At 69.3% G+C, this 13,901-nt stretch carries 12 protein-coding genes and 2 pseudogenes; 13 read left to right on the top strand and 1 reads right to left on the bottom strand.

Annotated elements, in window-relative coordinates; all coding sequences use genetic code 11:
- The first annotated feature begins 69 nt into the window (after positions 1-69).
- The 7 genes and pseudogenes from OG844_RS03650 to OG844_RS03620 all read left to right on the top strand — a co-directional run bounded on the left by OG844_RS03650 (position 70) and on the right by OG844_RS03620 (position 5,205).
- On the top strand, positions 70-726 hold the full coding sequence (locus tag OG844_RS03650) for a TetR/AcrR family transcriptional regulator (protein ID WP_406388050.1): 657 nt from the start codon (positions 70-72) through the stop codon (positions 724-726).
- Positions 727-776: 50 nt separating this feature from the next.
- A complete protein-coding gene (locus tag OG844_RS03645) occupies positions 777-2,201 on the top strand; it encodes an MFS transporter (protein WP_406395987.1) in 1,425 nt (474 codons plus the stop codon).
- A 155-nt stretch (positions 2,202-2,356) separates the two neighbouring features.
- Positions 2,357-3,222 (top strand): annotated as a pseudogene (locus OG844_RS03640) (DUF4158 domain-containing protein).
- Positions 3,223-3,705: 483 nt separating this feature from the next.
- Positions 3,706-3,861, top strand: a pseudogene (locus OG844_RS03635) (hypothetical protein); the annotation flags it as partial.
- A 53-nt stretch (positions 3,862-3,914) separates the two neighbouring features.
- Entirely contained in the window at positions 3,915-4,079 is a 165-nt protein-coding gene (locus tag OG844_RS03630; protein WP_406388049.1) for a hypothetical protein, read from the top strand.
- 24 nt (positions 4,080-4,103) lie between these two features.
- Positions 4,104-4,358, top strand: a complete 255-nt coding sequence (locus OG844_RS03625) for a hypothetical protein (protein WP_406388048.1) — start codon at positions 4,104-4,106, stop codon at positions 4,356-4,358.
- 208 nt (positions 4,359-4,566) lie between these two features.
- A complete protein-coding gene (locus OG844_RS03620) occupies positions 4,567-5,205 on the top strand; it encodes a DUF1345 domain-containing protein (protein WP_406388047.1) in 639 nt (212 codons plus the stop codon).
- Between the two features lie 18 nt (positions 5,206-5,223).
- Here the strand turns inward: OG844_RS03620 and OG844_RS03615 are convergent, their stop codons facing one another.
- The gene (locus OG844_RS03615) at positions 5,224-6,171 is read right to left on the bottom strand and encodes a methionyl-tRNA formyltransferase (RefSeq protein WP_406388046.1); all 948 of its coding nucleotides are present in this window, start codon (positions 6,169-6,171) and stop codon (positions 5,224-5,226) included.
- A gap of 249 nt (positions 6,172-6,420) precedes the next feature.
- On the opposite strand from OG844_RS03615, the gene OG844_RS03610 reads away from it, so the two are divergent.
- The 6 genes from OG844_RS03610 to OG844_RS03585 all read left to right on the top strand — a co-directional run bounded on the left by OG844_RS03610 (position 6,421) and on the right by OG844_RS03585 (position 13,872).
- Entirely contained in the window at positions 6,421-7,776 is a 1,356-nt protein-coding gene (locus OG844_RS03610) for a lysine N(6)-hydroxylase/L-ornithine N(5)-oxygenase family protein (RefSeq protein WP_406388045.1), read from the top strand.
- Positions 7,777-7,862: 86 nt separating this feature from the next.
- The gene (locus OG844_RS03605) at positions 7,863-8,921 is read left to right on the top strand and encodes a FecCD family ABC transporter permease (RefSeq protein ID WP_406388044.1); all 1,059 of its coding nucleotides are present in this window, start codon (positions 7,863-7,865) and stop codon (positions 8,919-8,921) included.
- The gene (locus OG844_RS03600; protein ID WP_406388043.1) at positions 8,918-9,979 is read left to right on the top strand and encodes a FecCD family ABC transporter permease; all 1,062 of its coding nucleotides are present in this window, start codon (positions 8,918-8,920) and stop codon (positions 9,977-9,979) included. The genes OG844_RS03605 and OG844_RS03600 overlap by 4 nt, the downstream gene beginning before the upstream one ends.
- 50 nt (positions 9,980-10,029) lie before the next feature.
- Positions 10,030-10,869: an ABC transporter ATP-binding protein gene (locus OG844_RS03595; RefSeq protein ID WP_406388042.1), complete on the top strand. Its 840-nt coding sequence runs from the start codon at positions 10,030-10,032 to the stop codon at positions 10,867-10,869.
- Positions 10,870-10,985: 116 nt separating this feature from the next.
- Complete coding sequence (locus tag OG844_RS03590; RefSeq protein ID WP_406388041.1) at positions 10,986-12,038, top strand: iron-siderophore ABC transporter substrate-binding protein; 1,053 nt, start codon at positions 10,986-10,988, stop codon at positions 12,036-12,038.
- A 46-nt stretch (positions 12,039-12,084) separates the two neighbouring features.
- A complete protein-coding gene (locus OG844_RS03585; RefSeq protein ID WP_406388040.1) occupies positions 12,085-13,872 on the top strand; it encodes an ABC transporter ATP-binding protein in 1,788 nt (595 codons plus the stop codon).
- Positions 13,873-13,901: the final 29 nt, after the last annotated feature.

The following is a 13,901-nucleotide window of genomic DNA, read 5'->3' as shown; positions in this document are numbered from 1 at the left end:
GGAGCTGCGCGACCGCGCGATCCCCTGACATCGTAGACAGTGTCTAAAGGATCATGGTAGACACTGTCTATGGAACGCGAGAACTCTCTCAGGGAACGGTTGATCGACGTCGGAGTGGACCTCGTGATGACCGACGGAACCGCCTCGTTGGGGCTGCGTGAGATCGCCCGACGGGCGGGGGTGTCGCACGGGGCTCCGCGTCGGTACTTCCCCACTCATCACGCCCTGCTCTCTGCAATCGCCCGCCGCGGTTTTGCGGACCTCAAAGTCCGGTTCGCAGCCGCGACCAACGGCACGACGTCGCCGCGCGGCCAGTTGCAGGAGATCGGGCGGGCGCACGTCGGGTACGCGCTGGAGCACCGTGGCATGTTCGAGCTGATGTTCCGGCACGACCTGCTCGACAGCGAGAAGCACGCATCGGGCCAGTCGCGGCTCCGAGATTCGACTCTGCCGTTGTTCGAGCTCATCGTCGAGCTCATCGTCCGGCATCGGGCGGAGCAGGCCACCGCGCACCAGTTGGGTGCGCCGGGCGAGTCCGAGCCGCCGCCGGCGGTGACGGCCGCCGCCCTCTGGTCGAACCTTCATGGCCTCGCCCAGCTGTGGACCTGGGGGAGCCTCCAGCTCGCCCTCGATGCCCCACCACCAGGCGGAGCACCTGGTAGCGGCCAGCTCGACCGGCTCGTCACGGCGGTGCTGGACGCTCATCTCGGCCCGGTGAAATCGTGACCGCAACCGTACGGCAGCGTCTCGCACTCCTGGTCAGCGTGGTCGGCGCGATGATCGTCGCGCTGGACGGCACGGTACTCATGGTGGCGCAGCCAAGCCTGCAACACGACCTCGGCGCGAGCATGGCGCAGGTTCAGTGGACCAGTACCGCCTACCTGCTTACGGTGGCCGCGCTTCTCGTCATCGCCGGACGCTTGGGCGACCGGTACGGGCACCCGCGGATGCTGTTCGTCGGCGTGCTCGGCTTCGCGGCCGCCTCGGCCGGTATCGCGCTCGCTCCGGGAGCCGGCTGGGTGATCGCCCTGCGCGCCGTACAAGGCGTATTTGGTGCGCTCCTCCAGCCGGCGACACTCGCGCTGCTGAGGCTGGCGTACCCGGCGGACCGGCTCAGTACGCCGGTCGCCATCCGTACCGGCGCGATCGGTGTGGCCGCGGCGGCCGGTCCGGTACTCGGGGGCGTTCTCGTCGCGCACCTGGGCTGGCGTGCCGTGTTCTGGATCAACGTCCCCGTCGCGCTCGCGATCGCCGCCCTCACCCTCGCCGTGAAGACGCCGGCGCCCTCACGTACCGGGACTCAGCGACTCGACCTCACCGGCGCGGCGTTGCTCGCAACTGCTCTCGCGGTCCTGGTGCACACCCTGTCCGGCGTACCGGCGCACGGCTGGACCTCCGCGTCGACATGGCTCGGCCTCACCGCTCTCGCGGGCGTCGCGGCGGCGTTCGTCGGGCACGAACGCCGCACCACGCACCCGATCGTGCCGCCGGCAGTGGCGCGGTCCGTAGCGGTGACGGCATCAGTAGCGATCCTGCTGTTCACCACCGGCGGTATGTTCGGCGCGCTGTTCGTGACCACATTCTTTTTCCAGGACGTACTCGGACTCGACCCGCTTGCCAGTGGTCTGAGGGCACTCCCGCTGACCGCGCTCATGGCCCTCGGTGCACCCGTCGCCGGCGCCGCGCTGCGCCGGTACAGCCCACGCCGCACCGCGATCCTCGGTACGGTCCTCGTCGTCCTTGGCATAGGGGGTCTGTCCCAGCTCGGCTCGGCAGGCACGTGGGCTGATACCGGCTTGGCCTTTGCCGTCCTTGGCGCGGGATTCGCCACCGTCATGGTCACTGCCACCGCAACCGTCGTGGGTGAGGCGCCGCCCGGCTATGCCGGGGTTATCGGTGGACTCAAGCAGACCGCCATGAACGTCGGCCCGTCCCTCGGAATCGCCGTAGCCGCCAGCATGATGCTGTTGAGACCATCGGCCGCCGGGACTCTGACTGCTGGCGTGACCCCAGCAATGTCCGCCCCGGCGACGGGCCCCACCCTGATGGTCCTCGCCGGACTCGCCGCCCTCGCCCTGCTACCGGCATCGCTGCTGCCGACGCAACCGGTCCACCGCGCGAGACGTAACACGACCGCCCCGGACGATCACGACATCCACACCATTGGCCAAACCGGAGCGAAGTCTCGGGTGACCGGCTGACACCGGGGTCGCTCGATCGTCGGTATGGGCTCCCCGAGGCCTGGACTCTTTATCAGGCCGGGCCATGATCCCGGCCGGAATTGAAGAGCACCGAACACGCGGTTGGAGAGGCTGGGAGCGTCGCGCGAGGCAAGTTGACGATCAAGGAGCGCGCGGTGCCCACCAACTTTTTGAGCGAGGACCAACGCAGGCGCTTCGGCCGGTTCGCGGAAGACCCGGACGAGGGACAGCTCGCCGGTTCCTTCCTGCTCGACCAGACCGCCCGGCGCCGGGCAGTGGCCGCCAAGGGCGCGCGCAACCGGATCGGCTGGGCGGTCCAGCTCGGGACCGTCCGGTATCTGGGGACGTTCCTGAACAACCCCGAGGCGTACCCGCCGTGGTGGTCGACTACGTCGCCGAGCAGTTGGGACTGGACCCCGCGGAGTTCGCCGGCTACGGCACAAAAGAGACCCGCTGGGACCACCAGGACCAGATACGCGAGGGCTACACGTACACGAAGTTCGAGTTCGACCAGTGGTTCGGGCTGGCCCGCTGGATGTACCAGCGGGCGTGGATCGGCTCCGAGCGCCCGACCCTGCTGTTCGACCTGGCCACCAAGCGGCTGGTCGACAAGAAGGTTGTGCTGCCCGGCGTGACCGTGCTGGAACGGCTGGTCTCCGGTTCGCGCGAGCGCGCCGAGAAGCGCCTGTGGGCCATGCTCGCCGCGGCCCCGACCAAGGAGCAGGCCGCCGGGTTGCAGCGCCTGGTCGTCGTTCCCGCGGGCAAGCGTCTGTCCGAGCTGGACCGGCTGCGGCGTTCACCCCGGGACATCACCGCGCGCGGGGTGGGTAAGGCCCTGGAGCGCTACGAGGCGTTGAACGCCTTCGGCGGCGCCGCGTGGGACCTGTCCGCGGTACCCCCGGGAAGGCTCCAGGCGCTGGTTCGCTTCGCGCGGGCGGCCCGTGCACAGGCCGTCTCCGACCTCGCCGGGGACCGGCGCCTGGCCACCTTGGTGGCGTTCGCCGCGCGGGCGAGCCGGTAGCGTACCTTCTCATGCGACAGGCCCGCCTGAGCGCCGATCTGCCGCAGACCTTGTCGCGGGTAAGCGGGTTGAGCGGCCCGTAGTCGGCGTCCGGGTCCGTCCGGTACAGCGTGGCGCTGCCGGAGTCGGCCAGGCGCGGGGAGACCGCCTTCAGGAAACCGATCGTCGGGTCATCGCTCACCCGCACACCCTGGCGGCCCGGATCACGGCCTGTCAAAACTTCTGACAGCATCACCGGTTTCCTGGTCCGCTCCTACTCGTACCCCGGTTCGAGCTGGTGGTACGGGAGAGCACCCGCCCGGCGCCCTGACCTTCAAGGGCCGTGATCGTCACGGGCGTGCCCCGGACACGGCATCGATTCCCGCGCCGACTGCACAGCCCTTTCCTGCCCGCGTGCTTTACCGCTGTGCCGACAGGCCCACTCCGTTTGCGGAGCGATCGACATCGGGTTTGAGTGGAGGCGACCCCTCACGGGCACCGGGGGCGAAGAAGCTGCTGGTGACCCACGGCTACCAGCCGGAGTTCGGCGCCCGTCCGCTGCGCCGCACGATCGACTCCCTCCACTGCACCGTCCGCAGCGCAGCCGCCGAGGGCGCCAGCCCGTACCCCGATCAGGCCTCGTCCGGCAACGCATCCTGACGGGCACCGGGATCATTCGCGGCGCCCGCCCGGGCAACGCAAGGGAGAGAACGATGGCGCAGCACCACCACAAGTCCAACAAGCAGGTCGAGGGCGACCCGGACAAGGGTCACGGAGGCGGCATGCCCAGGCGCCCGGACGAGAAGCGACTCGACGAGCGCGTCGAGGAAGACCGCGAAGCGGCGGGTCTTCCTCCCGGGGAGCGCACCTCGGACTAGTACGGCAGCAGCGACGCGCCCGATGTGACGGGGCAGCTCCACGAACGCCCCGGTCGCACATCGGTCCTGCCCGCCCCCGCCCCGCGGATGGTCCTGAACGCCGGACTGGCGGGAGGGGCCGCGCTCCTGCTGGGCCTCGGCCACAGCTCCTGGGTCGCCTGCTCCGCCGCCGCGGTGCTGCACTCGATCAACGTCCGCTTCCGGAGCGGCTCGTCCGTCCCCGATGACGCGGCACTCCGTCCGCGCGCCCTTCCCCGCAAGTGGCGGGCCCGATGGTGACCTCCGGGCACGCCACTCGGCATTTCCCGCGTCGCCGGACCTGCCGCACTGCCGCCCGGCCGATGCGCGGATAGCCTGGTGGCGCCCTTCGTGCCGGGCCTTCGATGCCATGGCCCGTGGGGGCGTCGTATGTGTCCGAGCCATGGTCGTACGGGAAGGGCGAACCCTTCACCGGCCTGCCGAGGCAGCCCTCTCGGCGAGGTCCCCGATGCACCTCTGGTCAGTACTCTCCGCCGTTCCCCGACTCGTCGGCGCGGCAGTCCTCGGGGCGGTCGCCGGCGTGGTGGTCGGGGTGCTGACCGCCAACACGCCGCTGGGCGTCCTCGCGGGCATCGCCGCCGCGCTGACGGTCTTCGTCGTGGTGGGGTGGATCGTCCTGTGGCCCATGAACGCCACCGTCACCCATCACAACGTCCGGCGCGAGGAGTTCAGGCCCGTCGCCGAGGAGCTCGCCGTCGTCGGCTCCGCCCTGTGCGGGCTGCTCGGCATCGTGGTGCTGCTCCTGGTCGACGACGACGACCTGAGCCACGCCGCCGCCGCCACGGCACTCTGCGGTGTGTTCATGGCCTGGGCGGCGCTCCACCTGATGTACGCCACGCGGTACGCGTACCTGTACTACGTGCCGACCGCGGGCGGGATCGACTTCAACACCGACGACCCGCCGCAGTACAGCGACTTCCTCTACTTCAGTTACAACCTCGGGATGACCTACCAGGTCTCCGACACCGACGTGTCCAGTTCCACCATCCGCGCGGTGGCCCTGCGGCACTGCCTGCTGTCCTACGTCTTCGGTGTCAGCATCCTGGCGACCACGATCAACCTCGTCGCCGGAATCGTCACGCGTTGATACGTGGAGGCCAGCGGGTCAGGGACGGCTGGTCAGGTAGCCGCCCATGTTGGTGAAGTACTCCGTCGCGGGCAACTCCCGGCCGTCCTCGGTCCGTACGCGGGTGACGGCCAGACCGTGGTTGCGGCCCGTGCGGGCGTCGGCTCCGGCGACGATGACCACGCCGTCTCCCTCGCGGTAGAAGATCCGGCCGGGCGTACCGCCGTAGCGGCCCTCGGACACCACTGCGGCGAGGACCTCGAGCCGCTTGCCCCTGTGGAAGGCGTAGGCGCTGGGATACGGCTCGGACTGGGCGCGGACCAGGCGTTCGAGGTCCTCCGCCGGCCAGTTCCAGTCGATGCGGATGTCCTCGGCGGAGCGCTTGTGGAAGAAGGTCGCCAGGGAGCGGTCCTGCTTGGTGAACTCCGTCTGCCCGGACGCGATGAGCGCGAGTGCGCCGGTGGTCACCGGGCCGATGAGGTCGACGGTCTTGTGGAACAGGTCGGTGGCGGTGTCCGTCGGCCCGACGGGAACCGCCTCCTGGCGGACGATGTCCCCGGCGTCCAGTTCGTCGTCCATCATGTGCGCGGTGACGCCCACCTCGGGCTCGCCGTTGATGAGGGCCCAGATCAGCGGGGAGAAGCCGGCGTACTTCGGCAGCAGTGAGTCGTGGACGTTCAGCGTGCCGTGCCGGGGGAGGCCGAAGATGCGCGGGGGGATCCAGGTGCGCCAGTTGTTGGCGACGATGATGTCCGGGTCGGCCGCCTTGAGGCGCTCGAACAGTTCCTCGTCGTCAGGTCGGTTGCGGATCAGGACCGGGACGCCGTGCTCCTCGGCGAGGTCGGCGACCGAGTCGCTCCAGATCTTCTCGTACGCGTGCTCGCTCTTGGGGTGGGTCACGACCAGCACCACGTCGTGCTCGGAGTCCAGGAGAGCTTGCAGGGTGCGGTGCCCCCAGGTCTGGTATCCGAACATGACAACCCGCATGGGGTTCCTCCTCAGGGTAGGGACTGGTCGTTGGTCAGTAAAGCAAGCCTTACCTTAGTATGCAACGCGATGGCGTGAAGCCGTAGTTGGCGGGAGCTCCTGCGACCGCCGCTCCGGCCTGCCCTATCGACAGCTCCACAGGATTAGCTTAGGCTTACCTAAATTCCAGCGGGCCGCTTCGTCGGCGTGCTCACATCCCGTACCTTCCCCCACGCCTGACAGGCGGCTTCCCCGCACGATGGGAGTGACATGTCACAGGTTCTTCCTGGCGACGTAACACCGGTCCACGACCTCATTGGCATCGGCTTCGGCCCGTCCAATGTGGCCATGGCGATCGCGATCAGCGAGCACAACGCACGCACCGGCTCGCAGGAGGCGGTCAGCGCTCACTTCTTCGAGCAGCAGCCACGCTTCGGCTGGCACCGCGGCATGCTGATCGACGACGCGACCATGCAGGTGTCCTTCCTCAAGGACCTGGTGACGCTCCGGAACCCGACCAGCGAGTTCAGCTTCCTCTGCTATCTGAAGAGCAAGGGCCGGCTGGTCGACTTCATCAACCACAAGAACCTCTTCCCGCTGCGGGTCGAGTTCCACGACTACTTCGAGTGGGCCGCGGCCCAGGTCGACGACATGGTCTCCTACGGCAACGAGGTCGTGGGGGTCACCCCCGTCGTCCGTGACGGAGCCGTGGAGTACATGGACGTGACGGTCCGGTCCGGCGAGGGCCTCGAGGTCCACCGGGCCCGCAACCTCGTCATCGGCACCGGGCTGCGTCCCCTCATGCCCGAGGGCGTCGAGCGCGGCGACCGCGTCTGGCACAACTCCGATCTGCTGGCGAAGGTCGCCGGGCTGGAGGGCACGTCGCCCTCCCGGTTCGTCGTCGTGGGCGCAGGGCAGAGCGCCGCCGAGAACGTCGCCTACCTGCACCGCGTCTTCCCCGAGGCCGAGATCTGCGCGGTCTTCTCGCGCTACGGCTACAGCCCCGCCGACGACAGCAGCTTCGCCAACCGGATCTTCGATCCCGAGGCGGTCGACCAGTACTTCACCGCGCCCGACGAGATCAAGCGCAAGCTGATGGACTACCACGGCAACACCAACTACGCCGTGGTGGACATCGACCTCATCGACGACCTGTACCGCCAGGCCTACCAGGAGAAGGTCCTCGGGACCGAGCGGCTGCGCTTCGTCAACGTGTCCCGGCTCACCGGTGTCGAGGAGACGCCGGAGAAGGTCCGGTCCACCGTGAAGTCCCTCGTCACGGGTGAGGAGAGCGAACTGGACGCCGACATCGTGGTGTTCGCCACCGGCTACAGCCCCGTCGACCCCGTCGGCCTCCTCGGCGACGTCGCGGACCGCTGCCTCCGCGACGACGAGGGCCGTGTCCGCGTCGAGCGCGACTACCGCATAGCGACGGACTCCGACCTGCGTTGCGGCATCTACCTGCAGGGGGGCACGGAGCACACGCACGGCATCACGTCGTCCCTGCTGTCCAACACCGCGATCCGGGTCGGCGAGATCCTGGACTCGCTGCTCGACCGGGGCGTCAAGTCCGCTTCCGACGAGGCCAGGCCGGTCACCGACGGGGCCGGCAGCACAGTCCGCTAGCCCGCAGTCGCGAGGCTCGGGGCCGAGGCGCGGGGTGAGCGACCGCCGCGCCTCCCCAGTGGATCAAAGGGATAACGTACGTCGACATGAGCACGACTGCAGTTGAGCGCCCCGCGACCGGGGGAACAACGCAAGCCCGCCGGCGCCGGGTTGTGGGTTCGGCCACGCTCGTGGTCATCCTCCTGACCGTGGGGGTGATGTCGTTGGCCGTCGGGGCGCGCGCGTTGAGTCCTGGCGAGGTGTGGCACGGGCTGTTCGCCGCGCCGGACTCCGACCAGCGGCTCACCGAGATCAGGCTCATCGTGGAGACCGTGCGGATACCCCGGACGGCGCTGGCCATCGTGGCGGGCGTCGCCCTGGGGGTCGGCGGGGCGTTGATCCAGGGGTACACGCGCAACCCCATCGCCGACACGGGCCTGCTGGGGGTGAACTCCGGAGCCTCGTTCGCGGTGGTGACGGTGATCGCACTGTTCGGGCTCTCCAATCCGTTCCAGTACGTATGGTTCGCCTTCCTGGGGGCCGCGGTCGCCGGCGTCGTCGTGTTCGGGCTGTCGAGCATCGGCCGGGGGGCGGGCAACCCCCTGACGCTCGCACTGGCCGGGCAGGGGGTCACGGTCTTCCTCGCGGCGATGACCACGGCGGTCGCGCTGTCGGACAAGGAGTCGCTGAACGCGCTGCGGTTCTGGAACGCCGGCTCCGTGGCCGGTGTCGGATTCGACGTCATCTGGCCGGTGACCGCGTTCATCGCGGTCGGGCTGGTGCTGGCCCTGACCCAGCTGCCCACCCTCAACCTGCTCAACCTGGGCGACGACGTGGCGCGAGGGCTCGGGGTGAACATCGCGCTGAGCCGGACCGTCGGCATCGTCGCGATCACCCTGCTGGCGGGCGCGGCGACGGCGGCGTGCGGACCGATCGCGTTTCTCGGCCTCATGGTGGCCCACGTGGCCCGGTACCTGACCGGCCCGGACTATCGCTGGCTGGTGCCGTACGCGGGTCTGCTCGGAGCCGTCGTCCTGCTGGTCTGTGACATCGTGGGCCGTTTGGTGGTGCGGCCGGGTGAGCTGGACGCGGGAGTCGTCGTCGCCCTTCTCGGCGCCCCGTTCTTCGCGGCCCTGGTGTGGCGAGGAAAGTTCAGGAACGCATGAATGTGACAGACGTGAAGCCGTCGGTGGCGCCGGGCGTACGCCTGGGGCATGTGTCGTTCGTATGGCGGCCCTGGCTCCTGTGCGTCACGCTGCTGCTGATGACGGCGACCTTCCTGGTGTTCTGCCTGTCCGTCAGCGTGGGGGACTTCCCCATCGGCCTTTCCCGGGTGATCGCCACGATCCTCGGCAGGGGCGAGCAGTTCGACGAGTTCATCATCATGGATCTGCGGATGCCGCGGGCCCTGGCCGGGCTCGTCGTGGGCATCGCCCTGGGAGTGTCCGGGGCGATCACGCAGTCCATCGCGCGCAATCCGCTGGCCAGCCCGGACATTCTGGGAATCACCGGGGGCGCCAGCGCGGTCGCGGTGTTCCTGGTGACGGTGTCGGGCGGGACCGCCGCGGCGGTCGTCAGCTCCGTGGGTCTGTCCGCCGCGGCTCTCGCCGGCGGCCTCGGTACGGGTCTGCTCGTGTACTTCCTGGCGTGGCGGCGCGGGATCGACGGCTTCCGGCTCATCCTCATCGGCATCTCGGTGAGCGCCGCGATGGAGGCGATCACGACCTGGCTGCTCGTCTCGGCCGACATCAGGGACGTGGCACGGGCCCAGACATGGCTGGTCGGCTCGCTGGACAACCGGTCCTGGGACGAGGTCGAAGTCGCGCTCTGGGGCACGCTCGTCCTCATGGTGGCGGTGGCATGCGTCGCGTTCCAGTTCAAGCCGATGCACCTCGGCGACGACATCGCCGCGGGCCTCGGCGTCCGGTACTCGTGGGTGCGCGCGGTCCTCCTGCTGTGCGCGGTTCTGCTGGCCGCTGTGGCGGTGAGCGCGGCCGGTCCCGTTCCGTTCGTCGCGCTGGTGGCGCCGCAGGTGGCGATGCGTCTGGCGAGGTACCCGACTCCGCCGATGGTGGCCTCCGGCATGGTGGGGGCGCTGCTGCTGATCGGCGCCGACCTCTTCGCACGTACGGCACTGCCGATCACTCTCCCCGTCGGCGTGGTCACCGCCGCGATCGGCGGCCCGTTCCTCGTGTACCTGCTGGTGCGCGCGAACCTCAGATAGAGCACGCGAAGGCTTCGGCAATCCAGACAGTCTTGACTACAGGGGGACTTGTGGCCGCTCAGTACATCACCGAGACCGAGTCCGGCGTCCACGACGTCGCACGGCTGGCAGCCAGGGGCGTCACGGTCGGGTACGGCAGCCGGACCGTCATCGACGGCCTCGACGTGACGATCCCGACAGGGGTGATCACCACGATCATCGGCCCCAACGGCTGTGGGAAGTCGACCCTGTTGCGCACCCTGACGCGGCTGCTCAAGCCGACCGGCGGGACCGTCGTGCTGGACGGTGAGGACATCGCCCGACTCAGGTCCAGGGACGTGGCGAAGAAGCTCGGTCTGCTGCCGCAGGCGCCGGTGGCGCCGGAGGGGCTGACCGTGTCCGATCTGGTCGCCAGGGGGCGTCATCCGCACCAGAGTTGGCTGCGGCAGTGGTCGTCGGACGACGCCGACGTCGTGGAACGCGCGCTGGCCATGACCGGGGTGTCCGAACTGGCGGACCGTCCGGTCGACTCCCTGTCCGGCGGACAGCGTCAGCGCGTGTGGATATCGATGACGCTGGCCCAGGGCACCGATCTGCTGCTGCTGGACGAGCCGACCACGTACCTGGACCTGGCGCACGCGATCGACGTGCTCGACCTGGTGGACGACCTGCACGAGTCGGGGTGCACGGTGGTCATGGTGCTGCACGACCTCAATCTGGCCACGCGTTACAGCGACAACCTCATCGTGATGAAAGAGGGTTCGATCCTCGCGCAGGGTCACCCGCGCGATGTGATCACGGCTGAGCTGCTGCACGAGGCGTTCGGGCTGCGCGCCATGGTGATCGAGGACCCGGTGGGTGACCGGCCGCTCATCGTTCCGGTCGGCCGGACGCACGTCCAGTTCAACTGAGGGCCGGGTAAGGGAATTAGCTCCAGTTAGGCTAGGCTAACCTCACCAGCGCAGGATAAGGTTTGGCTGCCCTTAGACGGGGGCACGCGGACAGCGCGAAAGCAAGGGATTCCCGGATGCTCCTCCATAGAACGACGACGGTCACGAAGTCCTGGCGGCGGTTGGCTGCCGTCGTTTCCGCCGCGACGCTCGGCGTCGGCCTTCTCGCCGGTTGTGGTTCCGACACGCCGGACAAGACGACTGACAAGGCTCCGGCTGCCGCCTCCGGCGCGTTCCCGGTCACCGTGGAGCACGCGTTCGGATCCACGAAGATCGACAAGGCCCCCAAGCGGGTCGTCACCGTCGGCTACACGGACGATCAGACCGTCCTGGCGTTCGGCATCAAGCCGGTCGGCATGGTCGACCAGTACCCGAACCCGGCGGGCGAGTCCCCTGACATCAACACCCAGTGGCCCTGGGTGAAGGACAAGTGGGGCGACGCCCGCCCCGAGGTCGTCATGAAGAACGGCGACGCGGGCCCCAACTTCGAGAAGATCGCCTCCCTGCGGCCGGACCTGATCCTCGCGGTCTACTCCGAGGTCGACCAGGCCGCCTACGACAAGCTCTCCAAGATCGCTCCCACGGTGGGCCGCACCAAGGGCGAGAAGGATCTCTTCAGCGCACCGTGGCAGGACAACGCGGTGCACATCGCCAAGGCGCTCGGCAAGGAGGCCGAGGGCACCGCGATGGTCAAGAGCATCCAGGGCCAGCTCGACGCGGCCCGTGAGGCGCACCCGCAGTTCGGCAAGGAGACCGCTGTCGCGGTGTCCTGGTACAAGGACTCGATCTCGGCCTTCACCACCACCGACGTGCGCGGCCGGCTGCTGACGGGCATCGGCTACAAGGGTGCGACGGAGATCGACAAGATCGCCGGCGGCGAGTTCTCCACCGCGCTGTCCCCGGAGCGCGTCGACCTGATCGACGTCGACCGCATCGTCGTCATCAACGACAAGGCGGACACGGATGCGTTGAAGAAGTTCGAGCTGTTCAACAACCTGTCCGCGGTCAAGGCCGGCAAGGTCTCGTACCTGCTGGACAGTGAGGGCCCGGCGGTCGGTGCGGCACTGTCCCAGGGCACGCTGCTGTCCATGCCGTACGGGGTCGACGAGCTCGTCAAGTCGGTCGAGTAGAGATGGTGGTCAACCTGTCCAGCCCCCGGCCCGAACCGGTCCGCGCGTGAGTGTCACCGATACACGCGTCGCACCGGCGGCCCTGCGCACGGCGACCGGACGCGAGGGCACCCGATGGGTGGCGGCGCACTGCCGCGAGTTGCCATGGCTGACCGCGGCCACCGTGTTCACCACGGTGGCGGGGGCGGCGCTCCAGGTGCTCCCCGTGCTGCTGCTCGGCCAAGTGGTCGACGGGGTGGTCGCAGGCGAGTCCCGCTCGGTCCTCGTCAGGATCGGGGCGTTGATGGTGGCCGCCGCGGTGTTCGGCGCTGCGGCCACCGCGGCGTCGACGTACCTGATCGGGCGGCTGGGCGCGGATCTGCTCGCGCGGCTGCGGGAAGGTGCCGTCCGGGCGGTGCTCGGGATGCCGAGCGCGCGCGTCGAGCAGGTCGGCCGGGGAGATGTGCTCTCCCGGGTCGGTGACGACGTGGCCGTGCTGTCCAGGGGCATCCGGTCGGCCATCCCCACGGTCTTCTCGGCCGGAGTGCTGGTCGCCATCGCCACCGCCGGAATGTTCGGACTGGACTGGCGGCTCGGCCTCGCGGGTGCCGGCGCACTGCCCGCGTACGCGTTGGCCCTGCGCTGGTACCTCCCCCGCTCCGCCCCGCTCTACCGCAGGCAACGGGCCGCCCAGGCGGACCGTGCGCAGGCGTTGATCAGCGGCCTGAACGGGATCGACACCGTCAGGGCGTACCGCCTGGAGGGCGCCTTCCGCGAGAAGGTCACCAGTGAGTCCTGGCGGGTGCGGAATCTCGGCATCGAGGTGTTCCGGTTCTTCGGCCGGTTCGTCGGCCGGGAGAACCGTGCCGAGTTCATCGGTCTGGTCCTCATCCTCGTGGTGGGGTACGCCCTGTTGGAGGCCGATATGGCCAGCCTGGGCGAGGTGTCGGCGGCTCCGCTGATGTTCCACCGGCTGTTCACGCCGCTGGGCGCCATCATGTTCACCTTCGACGAGGCGCAGAAGTCGGGCGCCAGCCTGACCCGGCTGGTCGGGGTGCTGGGGGAGGCCGCGGAGGAACGGCTGGTCGGTGACGCCACCGTCGCACCGGCGGAGATCGCGCCGTACCCGGTGACGGTGGAGGGACTGACGTTCACCTATCCCGATACCGAGGATCCCGTCCTACGGGACGTCAGCCTGACGATCCCGGCCGGTGGTTCGCTCGCACTCGTGGGGGCGACGGGCGCGGGCAAGTCGACACTGGCCGCGCTGATCGCGGGCATCGGGACGCCGCAGGCCGGATCGGTGCGCATCGGGTCGAACGACCTGGCCGGTACGGACGAGGCGGGGGCACGTGCCCTGGTGAGCATCCTGACGCAGGAGACGCACGTGTTCTCCGGTTCGCTCGCCGACGACCTTCGGCTCGCCGCGCCGGAGGCGACCGATGCGGAACTGATGGGCGCGTTGCGCACCGTCGGCGCCGGCGGTTGGGTCGAGGCGCTGCCCGACGGACTGCACGGCATGGTCGGCGAGGGCGGCGAGCGCCTGGATGTGACCAAGGTCGCCCAGGTGGCCCTGGCCCGGCTGGTGTTGGGCCGGGCCCCCGTGGTGGTGCTCGACGAGTCGACCGCGGAGGCGGGCAGCGAGGGTGCCGCGGAGCTGGAGCGGGCCGTGCTGGCCGCGTGCTCGGGCCGGACCACGCTGTTCGTGGCGCACCGGCTGACCCAGGCGATGGCGGCGGACCGGATAGCGGTACTGGACGCCGGGCGCGTGGTGGAGCAGGGAACGCACGAGGAGTTGGTGGCTCTCGGTGGCCGCTATGCCCGCCTCTGGCAGGCCTGGCGTGAAGGTAGTTAGGCAAGCCTGACTTAGGGTAGCCTAACTTC

The organism is Streptomyces sp. NBC_00887 (assembly GCF_045207585.1).
This window is presented reverse-complemented; position numbering and strand designations above follow the sequence as displayed.

Coding starts and splice junctions, on each gene's coding strand:
- OG844_RS03590 (WP_406388041.1), top strand. CDS start 10,986: ATGCTCCTCCATAGAACGACGACGGTCACGAAGTCCTGGCGGCGGTTG.
- OG844_RS03645 (WP_406395987.1), top strand. CDS start 777: ATGATCGTCGCGCTGGACGGCACGGTACTCATGGTGGCGCAGCCAAGC.
- OG844_RS03630 (WP_406388049.1), top strand. CDS start 3,915: ATGGCGCAGCACCACCACAAGTCCAACAAGCAGGTCGAGGGCGACCCG.
- OG844_RS03615 (WP_406388046.1), bottom strand. CDS start 6,171: ATGCGGGTTGTCATGTTCGGATACCAGACCTGGGGGCACCGCACCCTG.
- OG844_RS03620 (WP_406388047.1), top strand. CDS start 4,567: ATGCACCTCTGGTCAGTACTCTCCGCCGTTCCCCGACTCGTCGGCGCG.
- OG844_RS03610 (WP_406388045.1), top strand. CDS start 6,421: ATGTCACAGGTTCTTCCTGGCGACGTAACACCGGTCCACGACCTCATT.
- OG844_RS03650 (WP_406388050.1), top strand. CDS start 70: ATGGAACGCGAGAACTCTCTCAGGGAACGGTTGATCGACGTCGGAGTG.
- OG844_RS03605 (WP_406388044.1), top strand. CDS start 7,863: ATGAGCACGACTGCAGTTGAGCGCCCCGCGACCGGGGGAACAACGCAA.
- OG844_RS03600 (WP_406388043.1), top strand. CDS start 8,918: ATGAATGTGACAGACGTGAAGCCGTCGGTGGCGCCGGGCGTACGCCTG.